Annotated in this window: 16 protein-coding genes; 8 read left to right on the top strand and 8 right to left on the bottom strand. The window is 43.3% G+C overall.

Features of this window, described 5'->3' with window-relative positions; all coding sequences use genetic code 11:
- Positions 1 to 106 precede the first annotated feature (106 nt).
- Positions 107 to 1483, bottom strand: coding sequence for an efflux transporter outer membrane subunit (locus KUG37_RS11935; protein ID WP_216936889.1), 1377 nt, complete (start codon positions 1481 to 1483; stop codon positions 107 to 109).
- Positions 1484 to 2532: 1049 nt separating this feature from the next.
- Here KUG37_RS11935 and KUG37_RS11930 point away from each other — a divergent pair.
- Both KUG37_RS11930 and KUG37_RS11925 read left to right on the top strand, forming a co-directional pair.
- Entirely contained in the window at positions 2533 to 3780 is a 1248-nt protein-coding gene (locus KUG37_RS11930) for an OmpP1/FadL family transporter (protein ID WP_216936879.1), read from the top strand.
- Positions 3781 to 4117: 337 nt separating this feature from the next.
- Positions 4118 to 5284: an OmpP1/FadL family transporter gene (locus tag KUG37_RS11925; RefSeq protein WP_216936878.1), complete on the top strand. Its 1167-nt coding sequence runs from the start codon at positions 4118 to 4120 to the stop codon at positions 5282 to 5284.
- Positions 5285 to 5349: 65 nt separating this feature from the next.
- Here the strand turns inward: KUG37_RS11925 and thrH are convergent, their stop codons facing one another.
- Positions 5350 to 5967, bottom strand: a complete 618-nt coding sequence (gene thrH, locus KUG37_RS11920) for a bifunctional phosphoserine phosphatase/homoserine phosphotransferase ThrH (RefSeq protein WP_216936877.1) — start codon at positions 5965 to 5967, stop codon at positions 5350 to 5352.
- A 204-nt stretch (positions 5968 to 6171) separates the two neighbouring features.
- Between thrH and KUG37_RS11915 the strand changes: the two genes are divergently transcribed.
- Together KUG37_RS11915 and KUG37_RS11910 are read left to right on the top strand one after the other, a co-directional pair.
- A complete protein-coding gene (locus KUG37_RS11915) occupies positions 6172 to 6906 on the top strand; it encodes a phosphoadenylyl-sulfate reductase (RefSeq protein WP_216936876.1) in 735 nt (244 codons plus the stop codon).
- 172 nt (positions 6907 to 7078) lie between these two features.
- The gene (locus KUG37_RS11910) at positions 7079 to 8461 is read left to right on the top strand and encodes a wax ester/triacylglycerol synthase family O-acyltransferase (protein ID WP_216936875.1); all 1383 of its coding nucleotides are present in this window, start codon (positions 7079 to 7081) and stop codon (positions 8459 to 8461) included.
- Positions 8462 to 8665: 204 nt separating this feature from the next.
- Here KUG37_RS11910 and KUG37_RS11905 read toward each other — a convergent pair whose 3' ends face one another.
- The 6 genes from KUG37_RS11905 to KUG37_RS11880 all read right to left on the bottom strand — a co-directional run bounded on the left by KUG37_RS11905 (position 8666) and on the right by KUG37_RS11880 (position 13419).
- On the bottom strand, positions 8666 to 8839 hold the full coding sequence (locus KUG37_RS11905; protein ID WP_367947480.1) for a PA1571 family protein: 174 nt from the start codon (positions 8837 to 8839) through the stop codon (positions 8666 to 8668).
- 132 nt (positions 8840 to 8971) lie between these two features.
- Complete coding sequence (gene rng, locus KUG37_RS11900) at positions 8972 to 10426, bottom strand: ribonuclease G (RefSeq protein ID WP_216936874.1); 1455 nt, start codon at positions 10424 to 10426, stop codon at positions 8972 to 8974.
- 40 nt (positions 10427 to 10466) lie between these two features.
- A complete protein-coding gene (locus KUG37_RS11895; RefSeq protein WP_216936873.1) occupies positions 10467 to 11033 on the bottom strand; it encodes a Maf-like protein in 567 nt (188 codons plus the stop codon).
- Entirely contained in the window at positions 11021 to 11512 is a 492-nt protein-coding gene (gene mreD / locus KUG37_RS11890) for a rod shape-determining protein MreD (protein ID WP_216936872.1), read from the bottom strand. The genes KUG37_RS11895 and mreD overlap by 13 nt, the downstream gene beginning before the upstream one ends.
- Positions 11499 to 12356 (bottom strand): rod shape-determining protein MreC, encoded by an 858-nt coding sequence (gene mreC / locus KUG37_RS11885; protein WP_216936871.1) that lies wholly within the window; start codon positions 12354 to 12356, stop codon positions 11499 to 11501. Before mreC ends, mreD begins: the two co-directional genes overlap by 14 nt.
- Before the next feature lie 16 nt (positions 12357 to 12372).
- Positions 12373 to 13419, bottom strand: a complete 1047-nt coding sequence (locus tag KUG37_RS11880) for a rod shape-determining protein (RefSeq protein WP_064095714.1) — start codon at positions 13417 to 13419, stop codon at positions 12373 to 12375.
- 132 nt (positions 13420 to 13551) lie between these two features.
- On the opposite strand from KUG37_RS11880, the gene gatC reads away from it, so the two are divergent.
- The 4 genes from gatC to KUG37_RS11860 are packed head-to-tail and all read left to right on the top strand — an operon-like array spanning position 13552 to position 17514.
- A complete protein-coding gene (gatC, locus tag KUG37_RS11875; protein ID WP_216936870.1) occupies positions 13552 to 13866 on the top strand; it encodes an Asp-tRNA(Asn)/Glu-tRNA(Gln) amidotransferase subunit GatC in 315 nt (104 codons plus the stop codon).
- A 52-nt stretch (positions 13867 to 13918) separates the two neighbouring features.
- Positions 13919 to 15397, top strand: coding sequence for an Asp-tRNA(Asn)/Glu-tRNA(Gln) amidotransferase subunit GatA (gatA, locus tag KUG37_RS11870; protein WP_216936869.1), 1479 nt, complete (start codon positions 13919 to 13921; stop codon positions 15395 to 15397).
- Positions 15397 to 16878, top strand: coding sequence for an Asp-tRNA(Asn)/Glu-tRNA(Gln) amidotransferase subunit GatB (gene gatB / locus KUG37_RS11865; RefSeq protein ID WP_216936868.1), 1482 nt, complete (start codon positions 15397 to 15399; stop codon positions 16876 to 16878). The genes gatA and gatB overlap by 1 nt, the downstream gene beginning before the upstream one ends.
- 60 nt (positions 16879 to 16938) lie before the next feature.
- Complete coding sequence (locus tag KUG37_RS11860; RefSeq protein WP_216940469.1) at positions 16939 to 17514, top strand: hypothetical protein; 576 nt, start codon at positions 16939 to 16941, stop codon at positions 17512 to 17514.
- Positions 17515 to 17537 lie beyond the last annotated feature (23 nt).

Here is a 17537-nt window from a genome sequence, read left to right as displayed (position 1 = left end):
ACATATTCAATGGGTCGCTACCAACCCTTTTTTTATTTTTAATAAAATCCGCAGATTACTTCTTTTATTTAGTTTAATTTATAATAGGTGTATTCAAAAAGCAGGTTTAACCAGGCTGTACCAGTCTGCTATCACCACCCAGTGCAAAATACAGGGAAATATAAGACTGCATTAAGGCGCTTTGGGTTTCAATCCACTGCTGCTCTGCAGACAGCAAACTCCGCTGTGCATCTAGCACATCCAGATAGCCTACAGCACCACTATCATAACGTAACTGTGCCAGTCGTGCTGTTTCCCGAAATGCAGCCAGCCCCTGATTCTGTATTTGCAGTTGTCGGCTTAAATACCGCTGATCAACCAAAGCATCAGCCACTTCCCGGAAGGCATTCTGTACGGTTTTTTCATAGTCAGCCACAGCAATATCCTGCCGTACTTCCGCCAAGATGACATTGTTCTTTAACCGTCCTGCGGTAAAGATCGGTAGACTGATGCTGGGAGCAATCGACCATACTGAACTACCAGACTGGAACAGGCCATCTAGTTCTGTACTGGCCGTTCCAAAACTACCCGTGAGTGCAATACGCGGAAAAAAGGCAGCACGGGCAGCTTGGATACTGGCATGCTGGGAATACAGTAAAGCTTCGGCAGCCCGAATATCTGGCCGGTTCAGCAGCAACTCTGATGGAAGTCCGGTCTGCAATACTACCGGTTTAAAATTCAGCTGATCCAGCCCCACTCTTGGGACTTCTACAGGCTGGCCTATCAACTGTATCAAATAGTTGGCGGTCGTATCCTGCACATTTTGCAGTTGGATCAACAATGCCTGGCCATTACTGAGCAGGGTTTCTGCCTGCATATATTCGACTTTCGAACCTGCACCCACTTCATAACGCCGTTTAAAGATACGCACAGACCTTTCATAACTCTCCACAGAGCGTTCAGCAAAATAAATACGTTTTTCCAGTTCTGACAAGGTCAGATAGGTCTGGATTGATTGCTGGATAATACTGTTTCGTACCGCCAGCTGATTATATTCAGAAGCAAAAAACTGCTGCAATGCTGCTTCATTCAGACTGCGTATACGTCCCCAGAGATCCAGTTCCCACTGGCTGGTTCCCACACCAACTGTATACTGTTCTGTGACAACAGCACGGCCAACAGGAGATAAGTCTGCCGGCACCCTGCTGCGTTCATAGCTACTGCTTCCAGATATGCCGGGCCACAATTCTGAACGCTGAATACCATAAGCAGCCTGTGCTTCACGAATCCGTAGTGCTGCAATTTTCAGGTCATGATTGTAGGTCAGAGCAAGACGAGCAATTCTGATCAATGTAGGATCACCGACATAATCAGACCACGGCAAAGCATGGTATGTACCGCTCTGCTGAAATGGATAGTGTGCTGGCAATGCCGGCTCTGGTTTGGTCAAAGGTGCTGTATTCTGACAACCTGTCAGTAGGGCTAAAATGGGGAGCACCACCAGATTGCTATCTAAGTAAAATCTGCGAAAAATATTCAGTTTCAATAATTGTCCCTCCTGTCAGCTGAGCCCTCACTACAAAATATGCTCAACTGCCTGAGATCAATGCCTGCTTAAGTCATCAGAAAAAACCGTATCGTTAGCCTACCTGATTACATAGCTTTGCATTCTCTTTAGTTTTTAATCGACATCATGATCTGATATCAGAAATTATCCAATTTTATATTCCAAGTATTTATTTTGTTTAATTTTTCTATTCTTCTTTTAAAACTGTTCACGGCTCATCGCATAGCTTCTTGATTAGGCTATTCAGTTTCCTTATTTCAAGGTTTAAACAGCAAACTGCATTGCCATCGTTATATAGGCAGACGTTTCTGGCAAGCACCTTCGCCTATCTTCAATCCTGTATTTCTACACAATACACCGTTCATTCTGACATGCACATAGCCTCTCTATGCTCACTCATTTAATGTAGCAACAAATTGTAAACGAGTATCCAGAAAAAGAATTATGCTGTTCCGATGAAGTAGAACTCTAAAAAAACGGGATCAAGGATTATTTAATATTGTTTTGATCTGATAAACATGAAGAAATTTTTTTGCCTCCATGATTTTCTTGAATATTTCTAAAATTACTCTTAATTGTATCTTAGAGCTTGTTAAATTTAGTCTCCTTGTAACAGCTTATCGGGCTTAATGCTCAAGCTCGAGATAAAAAGGGAAATTTGCAAATTAATTAACAAATTAGTCGCACAATAATTCATTAAAATTATATTTTTTAATTTTTTTTAAAAGCTTTTTTTTTCCAAATTAAAATCAATATTTTCAATAAATTACAATTTTAAACCCATCACCAAATTAGTATTTTTACTCTATTTTGATGTTTTTTTGAACTGATTGTTCAAGCTAGAGCATTTACTCTTATTTTATTTGTGGTATTTTTGGCACATGGAGTAACAAATGATTGCGGTTTAGTAACCAAACTCTCCAAAAAATTAAATAAGTGCAAACAACAACGCTAGATATAAATTTGTACCTCAAGGAAAGACGTAAATGAAATTAAAAACATTAACTACTGCAATGATTCTCGCTACTGTACCTATGACAGGCGCATTTGCTGCTGCACTGGATCGTTCGGGACAATCTATCGCAGCGTTTTTACAACCAGGTAATTACTTTGAAGCGGGCATTACTGTATTAGATCCTTCGGTTTCTGGTACTAGTTCCGCTGCTCTAGGTGGGCAAGCTACTGGTGATATGGCAGGGGATTATCACTCTGTATCAGCTGCGTTGAAACTCCAGCTGACAGACAACTTTTCTTTTGGTCTTATTTTTGACCAACCATTTGGTGCTGAAGCAGACTATAAAGACGGCTCTGCTGCCTTTAATCCTACAAGCTTCGATGGCACAAGAGCTGAAGTTACTACAGAAAATTTAAGTTTCTTGTTTGGTTTCCAGCCAACTGAAAACTGGAATATTTATGCAGGCCCAGTTTATCAAGAAGCCAAGGGTAATGTAGCTTTACGCGGTGCCGCATATTCATTATTAAGCGGATATGATGCCACCATGAAAAAAGATGGTGGTACAGGCTGGCTAGCAGGTTTAGCTTACCAAATTCCTGAAATTGCCTTGAAAGCGTCTTTAACCTACCGTTCAGAAATTGAACACCAACTTGCTTCAACAGAAACTGGGTTAGTAACTGGTTTACCTGTAGCTCCTGGTGTTAATCTTCCATTAGGTCCATATACTGCTGGTAAAACTGATGTTACGACCCCACAATCTGTCAACTTAGATCTTCAATCTGGAGTCATGGAAAACACAGTAGCATTTCTTAATGTGCGTTGGGTAAATTGGGATGGATTTGCAATTCGCCCGAATAGTTTTGGTCAAGCCTTAGATGGCCTTGCTGGTTATTCAAGTGTTGTAGGTGCTTTAGATCCAGCTCAAGGAGCTTATTTAGCTAGTTTGCAGGGTGGAAACCTTGTTGAATACAATGAAGACCAATGGTCAGCTACAGCGGGTGTAGGCCGTAAATTTAACGAAAAATGGGCAGGCAATGTCTCTGTAGGCTGGGATTCGGGCGCAGGTAATCCTATTACAACTCTTGGCCCAACAGAAGGTTACTGGAACGTAGGCGTAGGGGTTCAGTTCTCTCCTGCTCCAAACTATTTCATTGCAGGCGGAATGAAGTATTTCTGGCTAGGCGATGCTGAAGCTTTAACTGCAGCGAATCCAAATGTAGGTACCTTTAAAGACAATGACGCAATTGCTTATGGCTTAAAAATGGGTTACCGCTTCTAAGTTCTGATTAAATAAAAAACCACTTTCGGGTGGTTTTTTATTTTTGAATTCTAATTTTATACATTTGCATATCATTTGCTTATCATTTGCTTATCATTTGCTTATTTTACAAGCAATCAATCTTCTTGTAGCTATCATTTCCATAAAATTTCCTCTCTTTTTTATTTTGTTATTTTTCATCTATTTAACATCAAGAATATAGTATAAATACTCTAAGCAATCCCTAGATTTAACCGCTGTAGTTCATTTCTTATCTAATCCTGAGTATTTACTCTTTTTAAATTTATGTTACTTTTCCCGTACATTTTTTGTTACAGATGGCATCAGGGACCGTACCATGAAGCTCACTAAAATTTCCTCAGCTATTTTACTTAGCACTTTCTCCCTCTCAGCAGTTCAAGCAGCTGGCCTAGACCGTTCTGGTCAGTCAATTCATGCTTTTTTACAGCCTGGTAATTATGCAGAAGCAGGTATTTCTGTTTTAGATCCAACGGTAAGAGGTTCTTCTACAGTAACAGGTTTAGAAGGCGAGAAAATCAGTGATATGGGTGAAGATTATTACTTCCCGTCTGCAGCCATTAAAATTCAAGCTACTGATAAAATTTCACTGGGTTTGATTTATGATCAACCTTTTGGTGCTGATGCAGAATATTCTTCAGTTGCCGGTTCATTTGGTAATGGTGTAGAAGGCACTTCAGTTGAAGTAGATACCCATAATATAACCGCTTTAATTGGCTACCAACCTACAGAAAACTGGAATTTCTATGCAGGCCCAGTATGGCAAACGGTTGAAGCAAATATTAAATTACGCGGCATGGCGTATGCAAAACCTCCTGCGGGTACTTTAAGTGGTTATAATATTGAAGTAGAACAAGAAGAAATGTGGGGCTGGTTAGCAGGATTTGCTTATCAAATTCCTGAAATTGCCTTAAAAGCAGCTGTTACCTATCGTTCAGAAATCAAACATAATGCTAAATCTATAGAAACATATAATTTGATTCCTGGTTTTGCTCATATTAATAAAGTAGAAGCTATCACTCCACAATCGGTTAATATTGATCTACAAAGTGGTATTGCACCTAATACACTAGCTTTTGCAAATTTACGTTGGGTACATTGGGATCATTTTGCAGTAACACCTTCATTTTTAGCTCAAACTACAGCTGCTTTAGGTACAAAACAAAATCTAATTGACTACTCAGATGACCAGTGGTCAGCAACTGTTGGTTTAGGCCATAAGTTCAACAATAAATGGTCAGGTACGGCTGCTGTTGGCTATGATTCTGGTGCCGGCAACCCGGTCACTACACTTGGACCAACTGAAGGTTACTGGAGTGTAGGCATGGGCGGTCAGTATAGCCCTGCTGAAAACTATTTCATTCAAGCCGGTGTGAAGTACTTCTGGTTAGGTGATGCACAAGCACAGACTGGTGGAGCTGTTAAAGCGAATTTTGAAGACAACCATGCTCTAGGTTATGGCATGAAGATCGGCTATCGCTTTTAATTAATTGATTCAATAAAGAAAGGGCGCCATGAGCGTCCTTTCTTTATTACAGTTTACTTATAATATTAAGCTGGAATATCGCGTACTGAAGCATTACGAATCGCTTCTTTTAAGGCATCATAACCACGAATGGGTGGGAATTGCGGGAATTCGGCAATGACATTTTCAGGTGCATCAAACAGGAAACCATGATCTGCTTCACCTAGCATTGTGGTATCGTTATAAGAATCCCCTGCTGCAATCACACGGAAGTTCAAGCCATGTAATGCCTTTACTGCTTGACGTTTTTGGTCCGGCTGACGAAGTTTATAAGCAGAGATCATCCCCGCTTCATCTGTTTCCAGTTTATGGCAGAAAATAGTTGGCCAATCCAATTGTTTCATCAATGGATGTGCAAATTCATAGAAGGTATCTGAAAGAATAATCAATTGAAAATGCGTACTCACCCATTTCACAAATTCTTTTGCTCCTGGGAACGGCCCCATTTCTGCAATCACATCCTGAATATCGTTTAAGCCTAAACCGTGCTGTTTTAAAATATTCAGACGTTGTGTCATCAGTACATCATAGTCAGGAATGTCACGAGTCGTCGCTTCAAGCTCTTTAATACCGGTTTTTTTGGCAAAGTTGATCCAGATTTCTGGAACCAGCACACCTTCTAAATCTAGACATACGACTTCCATGAATATTCCCCCTAAGTTGTATCGAAAAAAATTTGCACTATCATAGCTGAAGAAACCGATTTTGCACTGTACTTTTTTAAATCTATTTTTTTCATAAGTATTTATTTTTTAGTGATAAGTCAACTAAATCAATTCTATTAAAATAGAGGTGAAATTAATTAATATAGGCCATGTCCTTTCCAAGCCTATATCGCCAGGACTCTCATGACCATCATTCCTACTATTGATCGTATCGATGCGCTTGCATCCGAATATGCAGATAAATCGCCCAATGAAATTTTGGCACTTGCACTGAGCCAGCAAGGTGAAATTGCGATTTCATTTTCTGGTGCCGAAGATGTTGTATTGATTGATATGGCCTCTCATTTGGGTAAACCATTTCGGGTATTCAGTCTGGATACCGGCCGTCTACATGCAGAGACCTATCAATTTATTGAACGGGTACGCAAGCATTACAATATCGAGATTGAAATCTGCTTTCCTGAAACTGACGCGGTGCAAAATTTAGTAACCAGCAAAGGTTTATTCAGTTTCTTTGAAGATGGCCATCAGGAATGTTGTGGTATCCGCAAGGTTCAACCGCTGCGTAAAAAACTGGCTACACTGGATGGCTGGATTACCGGTCAGCGCAAAGACCAAAGCCCAGGTACCCGTAATGAAATTCCTGTGGTTCAGTCAGATTCAGGTTTTTCCGGCACTGGGAAGCAGCTGATCAAATACAACCCTCTGGCCAACTGGTCCAGTGCGGATGTCTGGAGTTATATCCGCATGATGGAAGTACCTTATAATGCCCTGCATGAAAAAGGTTTCGTTTCAATTGGCTGTGAACCCTGTACCCGCCCTGTCCTGCCAAATCAGCATGAACGTGAAGGTCGCTGGTGGTGGGAAGAGGCCACCCACAAAGAATGCGGCCTGCATGCCGGCAACTTAAAAAAATGATCTAGCATAACCACCGATTTATCGGTGGTTTTTTTTGTAAACGAAACATCTACAGAAAAATCAGTACCTTTCCGCGAAAAACCGCTATACTTTGTAATGTTTATATTAATAATTCTAACAAGGTTGTTCGGATCAGAGCAGCTGAAGAAACTGCAGTGAGGCAATTTACGCTATGCGTCCATTACACCCAATTGATTTTATTTTCTTAACTTTAGAGAAACGTCAACAGCCTATGCATGTAGGCGGACTATTTTTATTCCAGATTCCCGAGAATGCCCCGGCTACTTTTATCTTGGACCTGGTTACGGATATCCAAAATTCGAAATCTTCCCCAATTGCACCATTTAATAATTATTTAAACGGATTATTTTGGGATGAGGATCATCAGTTTGATCTCGATCATCACTTTCGTCATATTGCGCTACCCAAACCAGGTCGTATCCGTGAATTATTAACCTATATTTCCCAAGAACATAGTTCACTCATTGACCGTGCTAAACCGCTATGGACTTGTCATATCATTGAAGGCATTGAGGGTAACCGTTTTGCCATGTATTTCAAAATCCACCATGCCATGGTGGATGGAATTGCGGGCATGCGTCTGGTAGAAAAATCACTCTCACGTGACCCACATGCCAAAAGCATTGTTCCACCGTGGTGTGTAGAAGGACCCCGTGCCAAACGTCTTAAGGTACCTAAAGTCAGTGCATTTAAAAATATCTGGAAGACCTTTAAGGGACAGCTGGAATCTGCACCCCGTGTGGCCTATGAGCTGTCGCAAACTGTCATGAAAGATATGGGGCGTAATCCTGATTATGTTTCTAGCTTCCAGGCGCCAAGCTGTATTCTGAATCAACGCATCAGCGCTTCGCGTCGTTTTGCCGCTCAATCTTTTGAATTTTCGCGTTTACGCCATATTTCCAAGGCATTGGGTGTGACCATTAATGACATCGTCCTGGCCATTTGCTCTGGTGCATTACGTGAATATTTATTATCACAAAATGCCCTGCCGAAAAAACCACTGATTGCTATGGTTCCTGCTTCGGTTCGCAGTGATGATTCCGATATATCTAACCGCATTACCATGATTCTGGCCAATCTGGGCACACATAAAGACGACCCACTGGAACGCTTACAGATCGTACGCCGTAGTGTGCTGAGTGCCAAAGAGCGCTTTAAGCGTATGAATGCTGATCAGATTCTGAATTATAGTGCCTTTGTCTATGGGGCAGCAGGTCTGAATATTGCATCTGGTTTAATGCCGACACGTCAGGCTTTTAACGTCATTATTTCTAATGTGCCCGGGCCACAAGAACCCCTTTACTGGAATGGTGCACGCCTTGAAGCCCTTTATCCAGCATCCATTGTGCTCGATGGTCAGGCCCTCAATATCACCATGACCAGCTATTTAGATAAACTGGAAGTCGGCTTGACCGCGTGCCGTAATGCCCTGCCGAAAATGCAGAATCTGCTGACTCATCTTGAAGAAGAAATTCAACGTTTTGAAAGAATTGTAGATGGTGAACCTGTCCCAAAGTTAAAGGCGGTAAGCTAGCCGCAGATGAATAAATAAAATAGCCGGACTGTCAAAGGTGTTGATCATTTTTGCCAGTCCTTGACCACAGAACAAAGGGACCGATCTGGTCCCTTTTCTTTATTTTTAAAATCGTTTTAAATTATATTAGAATTTTGGAAGACTTCCCTATGTAGATGTCTGTCCAAATCATTTTGCTAGCTAAGAAAATTTTTACAAATACAATCAGCTTTTAATAGTACGGCACTGTTGTAATAATTGATGGCAGACGTTACGGACCATGCTTGCGGTAATCTGGACTTCATTACCGCGCTCATCGACGATGTAGGCTGCATGTACAGTCTTTGGTTCTAATACGTGTTTTAGGCCTTTATTGATTACTGCTTTACTCATATTCATTACACACTCCTTTTGCTAAGCCTGAAACTGGGAGAAACGGCTTTGGCTAATTCATGCATCTAGTATTGTAAATAAAGGCCCGATTGTAAAATTTCAGATGTAACAAGTGTTTAACGACATTCTGTTACAATTTCAGCTGAGAATGATATCGTATTGCTCTTGCGTATACAGATTTTCCACTTGGAACTTAATCACGCGATTAATGAAATGCTCTAGATCAGCGACTGCCGGCGCTTCTGCTGTTAATAAACGATCTATAACAGCCGGATGCGCGACTACAGTAAAGCCACTCTGTGACTCATAAGCACGAGCATATCTGAGAATTTCCCTGAATATTTCGTAACATACTGACTCGGCTGTTTTGACATAACCACGTCCCTGACAGGTCGGACAAGACTCACAAAGTAGATGCTCTAGCGATTCACGGGTCCGTTTTCGGGTCATTTCCACCAAGCCCAGTTCCGACACCTGAGTAATCTTGGTCTTGGCATGGTCACGTTCCAGCATGCGCTCAAACTGTTTCATCACTTCTTCACGATGCTGTGCTTCCTGCATATCAATGAAGTCAATGATAATAATACCGCCCAGGTTGCGCAGACGTAACTGACGAGCGATGACCTGAGTCGCTTCCATATTGGTTTTAAAGACTGTGTCTTCCAGCGAACGACCACCGACATAAGAGCCGGTATTGACGTCAATCGTGGCCATAGCTTCAGTCTGATCAATCATCAGATAACCGCCAGATTTTAACGCGACTCTGGTTTGCAATGCCTTTTGCAGGTCTTCTTCGACATTGTACAAATCAAAAATTGGCCGTTCACCCGGATAATGCAGCAAACGGTCTTTCATATTCGGGACAAATTCTTCGACAAATTCCTGCAACTTGGCATGAATTTCCCGTGAATCCACGTAAATTTTGGCGGTTTCTTCATTGGCAAGATCACGAATGACCCGTTGCGGCAAAGGCAACTCTTCAAAAATCAGGGACGGTACTGCGATAATCTTTTGCTTGCGCTGGATGTATTCCCAAAGCTTGGCCAGATAGGCCATATCCTGCGCGATGGCTTCTTCTTCAATCCCTTCTGCCGCAGTACGCACAATCACCGAACCTGGCAACTTATGCTCCGCCTGAATCCGTTCAATGATAGAACGCAAGCGATTGCGCTCTTCTTCTGATTCAATCCGTTGCGATACCCCGATATGATTGCCATAAGGCATCAATACTAAATATCGCGAAGGAATAGACAAATCGGTAGACAACCGTGCACCTTTGGTGCCCAGCATATCTTTCATCACCTGAACTGTGAGGATTTGGCCCGGTTGCAGTAGCTCAAAGACATTCGGGGTCGCTTGATTACGTGGCCAGACCATGTCGTTGATATGCAAAAACGCAGTGCGAGAGAGTCCGATATCTACAAAAGCAGCCTGCATGCCGGGTAAGACTCGCACCACTTTTCCTTTATAGACATTCCCTACCAGGCCACGTTTGGCCGTACGCTCGACAAACAGTTCATTGACCGTGCCGTTTTCAATTAACGCGACCCGACATTCCATCGGCGTGACGTTAATCAACAACTCGTCAGACATAACTATACTCAAAACATTATAAGAATTCTTTTTTCAGCAGTTAATTTAGTGCCTTAACCGTCTGTAATAACTGTACTGTCTCATATAAAGGCAAGCCGACCACATTGGAATAACTGCCCTGTATTTTTGGAATATAACGTGCTGCAATCCCTTGAATCGCATAAGCCCCGGCTTTACCCAGTGGCTCACCTGTGGCCCAGTAACTGTCCATATCTGCAGCGCTCAGGATTTGAAATTCGACCTGTGTACGTACCACTATACTGTATTTTTCATGCTTTGTACGAACACAGACCCCGCTATATACATCATGCCATCGACCGGAGATTTTTGTCCACATTTCAATAGCATGTTGCTTAGATTCGGGTTTTCCCAAAATCTCACCATCCACGCCCAGACTGGTATCCGCAGCAATAATGATGGCATCCGGATAGCGTTCGGCCACGGCATCCGCTTTGGTTCGTGCCAGACGCTCGACATAAACAGCGACCGACTCGCCTTCCTGTACCGATTCGTCGACTTCTGGACTGTAAATATCGAAGCTCAGGCCGAGTTGCTGCAATAATTCGCGACGTCGCGGTGAGCTGGAAGCAAGAACTATATGCGCCATTTTTTCAGCATATAATAAATGACTGGCCAGACCAGAATACTGGTGAGCAGCGGAATCCAGTGCCGCGCAAAAGAAAATTGCACGCTGGCCATAATCTGGGCAAAAAAGATCATTAGCAAATACGCCACAATCGCTAGCCCCATAATCACCCAGAGGTTATTAAAGGTCAGAATACGGCGTTCGCGGGTCAGAAAGCGGGCTAAAAAGGCGATAATAATAAAGCTGAGCGCATTCAGACCCAAAGGTGCGTCTAGCAGCAAATCCATAAAAATACCGGTGCCGAAGGCAAACCAGATTCCGCACCAGGTTGGCTGACACAACACCCAGAATAGCATGATCATCAGCATAAACAGCGGACGCCAGCCCGAGAGTGTATAGGACAGTGGATAGACCATTAAAATGGAAGCTACAATCACCGAAATGACAATAGCCATTAAAGGATCACGATGCTTTCTGGATTGCATCCTAGCGATTGACATGTGGTTGCTCCATCGCTAATGAATCGGAAAATAATACCACCACATGATGCCCGCCAGCCAGCTGGGCTGCAGGCGTGACATCAATCTGGGCAAACTCACCAGAATTATGCCGTTGTACCTTGGACACCTGCCCCACCAGATAACCTGCCGGGAAATGTTGTCCCAAGCCTGAACTGTAGACTTTTTCCCCGACCTTGATATTGGCACTGGTCGGCACATATTCCATTTTTAAACGCCCCAGATCACCCATGCCCGAGACAATGGCACGCATGCCCGTATGTTCCAGACGTACTGACAGTGAATGTTCTTTATCTGACAGCAGCATGACCCGGCTACTATGCGGATAGACATTGATAATCTGTCCCATGATGCCCTTGTCGTCCAGTACCGTTTGCCCGACTTTCAGCTCGTTATTGGCACCACGGTTGATTACGATAATATGCCGCAATGGATCGGCATCGGTACCAATCACTTCCGCAATTTCAATACGTCCATCAATGATTAGCGGCGTGTCCAATAGACCGCGCAAACGGGTATTTTCAGCAGAAAGTTCAGAGATTTTTTGTAAGCGAACCTGTGCCTGTAACAGCTCGGCCTGCATCGCGGTATTTTCCCGACGCAACTGAGCTTCAGACTTGGTTTGTTGATTTAACCACTCTCGCGACAATACCGGATAACTGGCCACCGCATAAATAGGATTATAAGCAGCGTACAGGACATCCCTTGCAGGTTGAACAACATGCGGCATGCGCCAATCAAAGAAAAGCACTACCAGGCATGTCACCAATGCAATGATAAAAGAGCGAAAAGATGGCGGTTGTCGAGAAAACAGATGTGCTTGCACCCGCCGGATCCTTTTCTTAGCCTACGAATAACATGTCATGATTTGGGTTGTCGAAAAATTCCAGTACCTTGCCGCCACCACGTGTCACACAAGACAGTGGATCTTCTGCAACTACTACAGGCAGGCCGGTTTCTTTGGCCAGCAGCTTGTCCAGGTTACGCAGCAATGCGCCACCACCGGTTAATACGATACCGCGTTCAGCAATGTCAGAAGAAAGCTCAGGAGGTGTGTGTTCTAGTGCAGATTTTACTGCAGCCACAATGTTTTGCAGAGGATCAGAAATTGCTTGAGTCACTTCGTCTGAGTTGACCACGATTGCGCGTGGTACACCTTCTGCAAGGTTACGGCCACGAACTTCAATTTCAAGCGGTTTAGCGCCTTCATCTGGCAATGCCATGCCCACTTCTTTTTTGATCACTTCAGCCGTGGTTTCACCGATCACACAGCCATGCGCCTTACGCACATAGTTAATGATCTGCTCATCAAAGACATCACCGCCAATCCGTAAAGAATCGGCATAGACACAGCCCTGCAGGGAAATGATCGCAATTTCAGTGGTACCACCGCCGACATCGACCACCATCGAACCACAGGCCTGCTCAACTGGCATACCTGCACCAATAGCTGCTGCCATTGGTTCTTCGATTAAACGTACATCACGTGCACCCGCATTAAACACGGCTTCACGAATGGCACGGCGTTCAACCAGGGTCGATTTACATGGCACACAAACCACGACACGCGGTGCCGGAGTAAATAAACGGTTTTCATGTACTTTACGGATGAACTGATTCAGCATGGTCTCGGTGACTTCAAAATCTGCAATCACCCCGTCTTTCATCGGACGGATCGCTGAGATATTGGCTGGGGTACGACCTAGCATTTGTTTCGCTTCAAGACCTACAGCGGCAACAATTTTATGTGAACCACTATGACGGATGGCTACAACCGTCGGTTCGTTTAATATAATGCCTCGTCCAGGCGCATAAATAAGTGTATTTGCTGTACCTAAATCAATGGCAAGATCGGGCGAAAACAAGCCTATTAGTCGTTTTAGAATCACGGGGACGTTCTCAGTTAAACTTTATATGGACGCAAGGTGGCAACTTTAACTAAATGTGATGATTTGGACAAGTCAATCGCTTATCATAACGCATGATAATTTGAATTTTTTTAATACTGATTAGGTAATATTATGTCTACATCGGATGCACAGCATTCTGCAGATTTAAGTGCAGAAACAGTTTCAGCTATTGCCAACCTTGCACGGTTATCTCTTGATCATACGCAATCTGCTGAATATGCTCAAAGTTTAAATAAAATTTTAGGCATGATGGAAACCCTGAAAGGCATCAATACCGATGGTGTTGAACCATTAAAAAGCCCTTTCGACCACCCTCAGCCGCTACGTGATGATGTGGTCACTGAAACCAATCATCGTGAGGAATACCAAGCAGTTGCACCAGCTGTTCAGGATGGCTTGTACCTCGTACCGCGCGTGATTGAGTAATTACTACCCAGTTCATTCTTTTTATTAAATTAAACGTAAAGAATTATTTCTCATGACAGATTTACATCGCTTATCCATTCGTGAACTCAGTGAAGGGCTGGCAAATGCCCAGTTTTCATCTCGCGAATTGACTGAACATTACTTAAAACGCATTGCAAAAATTGATGCTCAAGTAAAATCATATGTAACCGTTACGCCTGAATTGGCATTGGCAGAAGCCGATGCGGCTGACACACTGCGTAAAGCAGGTGGTGCAAATGTATTAACAGGCGTGCCAATCGCACATAAAGACATTTTCTGTACCCAAGGCATCAAGACCACTGCGGGTTCTAAAATGCTGGACAATTTTATTTCTCCTTACAACGCAACCGTTGTAGCGAAAGGCAAAGCTGCGGGCCTGGTCACTTTGGGTAAAGTGAACATGGATGAATTCGCCATGGGTTCAACCTCTGAAAATTCCTATTACGGCGCAACCGCTAACCCTTGGAACCTGGGTCATGTACCTGGCGGTTCTTCAGGTGGTTCAGCAGCAGCTGTAGCGGCTGACCTGGCACCATTTGCAACCGGTACCGATACCGGTGGCTCTATTCGTCAACCAGCGTCATTCTGTGGCCTTACAGGCTTAAAACCGACCTATGGCCGTGTGTCGCGTTTCGGGATGATTGCCTATGCATCATCACTGGATCAAGGCGGCCCAATGGCACGTTCGGGTGAAGACTGTGCCTACCTGATGAATGTCATGGCCGGTCATGATGCCAAAGATTCCACTTCAATGGATCAAGCCGTTGATAATTATGTGGCGAACCTGAACGCTACACCCGTCAAAGGTTTGCGCATTGGTATTCCAAAACAGTACTTCAACGTTGCTGGTTTGGCTGCTGACGTGAAAGCACGTGTTGAAGAATCACTAAAAAAACTGGAAGACATGGGTGCGGTTCTTGTTGAGATTGATCTCGACATGACTGATGCTTATGTGCCGACTTACTACCTGATTGCCCCTGCTGAAGCATCGTCTAACTTACAGCGTTTTGACGGTGTACGTTATGGCTACCGATGCGACGCCCCTGTGGACTTGATGGACTTGTACAAGCGTTCGCGTTCAGAAGGTTTTGGTAAAGAAGTGCAACGTCGTATCCTGATTGGCACATATGCGTTATCCGCTGGATACTACGATGCATACTATGTCAAAGCGCAAAAAGTACGTCGTCTGATTCAGCAGGATTTCCTTAAAGCATTCGAGTCTGTCGATGTCATCGCTGCGCCATCTGCGCCAACGACTGCATATAAAATCGGTGCGGATTTGACTCCAGTTGAAATGTACCTGGGTGATATTTACACGCTTGCGGTAAACCTTGCAGGTCTTCCTGCGATTAACGCGCCTGTCGGTTTTGACCAGAACAACTTGCCAGTTGGCTTACAGTTGATTGGGAATTACTGGTCAGAATCGCAATTGTTGTCTGTGGTACACCAGTATCAACAAGCAACAGATTGGCATACAAAACGCGCTGCAATTGCTGAGGAGAATGCATAATGGCTCAAGCTCAAAAATCGGCTAAACCAAAATCTAACCTGATTGATGGTTGGGAAGTCGTGATTGGTATCGAGATTCACACTCAGCTTGCCACCAATACCAAAATTTTCTCGGGCTCATCGACTGTATTCGGTAATGATCCAAACACTCAGGCCAGCCTTGTTGATTTGGCCATGCCAGGCGTATTGCCTGTGCTGAACAAAGAAGTCGTGGATCTTGCGATTCGCTTTGGTTTGGGGATTGATGCGTATATCGACCAAGCCTCTGTGTTTGCACGTAAAAACTACTTCTACCCTGACTCGCCTAAAGGCTATCAAATTAGCCAGATGGATAACCCGATTGTGGGCTTGGGTCATATCGACATTCAACTTGAAGATGGCACAGTTAAACGCGTTGGCGTAACCCGTGCGCACCTTGAGGAAGATGCAGGTAAATCGATTCATGACCAGTTCGAAGGCATGTCAGGTATTGATTTAAACCGTGCGGGCACACCGCTGCTTGAAATCGTTTCTGAACCGGATATGCGTTCGGTGGAAGAAGCCGTTGCTTATATCAAATCGATTCATACGCTGGTGCGTTGGCTCGGTATTTCTGACGGTAACATGGCAGAAGGTTCATTCCGTTGTGACTGTAACGTGTCTTTACGTCGTCCGGGCAATGAATTCGGTACGCGTTGCGAGTTGAAAAACCTCAACTCATTCCGTTTCATTGAGCAAGCGATCAATGTTGAAATTGAACGTCAAATGGAAATTCTGGAAGATGGCGGCAAAATCGACCAAGAAACCCGTTTGTTCGACCCTGTGAAAATGGAAACGCGTTCAATGCGTTCGAAAGAAGAAGCGAACGATTACCGCTATTTCCCAGATCCGGACTTGTTGCCTGTGGTGATTGCAGATGCACAAATTGAAGCGATCAAAGCACAAATGCCTGAGCTACCGAAAGCACGTCGCGCACGTTTTATCGCTGACTTTGGCGTGACTGAGTACGATGCGCATGTACTGACCCTGACGCGTGAAATGGCTGATTTTTATGAAGCTGTTGTGACTGCTGCGGGCGGTGCTGCGAATGGTAAAATTGCGGCAAACTGGGTGATGGGCGAATTCTCAGGTGCTTTAAACAAAGCAGGCCTGGATTTGGCTGACTCGCCTGTAACCGCGGAAAAATTGGGCGGTATGGTTGCACGTATTATCGATAACACCATTAGCGGTAAGATCGCGAAACAGGTGTTCGGCTTTATGTGGGAAGAAGGCAAAACTGCGGACGAAATTATTGCGGAAAAAGGCTTGAAACAGGAAACTGATACAGGCGCGATTGAAGCAATTATTAAGGAAGTGCTTGCTGCCAACGAGAAGATGGTTGAAGAGTATAAATCTGGCAAAGAGAAAGCCTTTAACGGTCTTGTTGGTCAAGTGATGAAAGCTTCACGTGGTAAGGCTAACCCTGCGCAAGTGAATGAATTAATGAAGAAATTGATTGGTTGATTTATTCGCTAATATACTGATTTCATGTTATAAAAACCTCGCTTAATGCGGGGTTTTTATATGGATACACTAGAAATTATTTCTAATTTTGAAAAAAATGTGGAACAAATACAAAAAGTAACGGAAAAATCAAATTTACCAGATTTCAAGAAATCAGAACACTTCACTGATCACCTTCAACATTTATATGATAATTGCCAAAAGCTTGCAGTTGATATAGAAAAATATAACCTTTACATTCAACCATTTAATGAGCTAAAAACATTATTAATGTCTAGCTCTCGTAGCATTAGCCATATAATGGATGTCATTTTAAAAGCAAGCACTTTAGACTTTTCTCGACAATCTTTTCAAGCGGAAATTAACTCAACAACGACTTGTCTGGATCTCATTGATAATTATGTAAATTCTAATGACTTTATATCAAAAAATCTTAACCAAGTTGTTATTAGTAAAATCAATGAGGTAAACACGCAATTAGAAAATATAACCAAACTTAAAATCAAATTAGAAGGTGTTTCAACTGAAGAAGTGATATGTGCTGAAAAAAGCGGAGACTTTAACTTGGTAAACTATACTTACTCATCAGGAGTTTACCATGAGAAAAAAGCAAAATTTTTACACGTCAGAATTTAAAGCTGAAGCCATAAAAGTAATTG

The sequence above is a fragment of the Acinetobacter sp. BY419 genome, from assembly GCF_019038395.1.
In the GTDB taxonomy this organism is placed as follows: domain Bacteria; phylum Pseudomonadota; class Gammaproteobacteria; order Pseudomonadales; family Moraxellaceae; genus Acinetobacter.
Note: the sequence above shows the minus strand (reverse complement) of the source record. Positions and strands in the feature narration are given on the sequence as shown.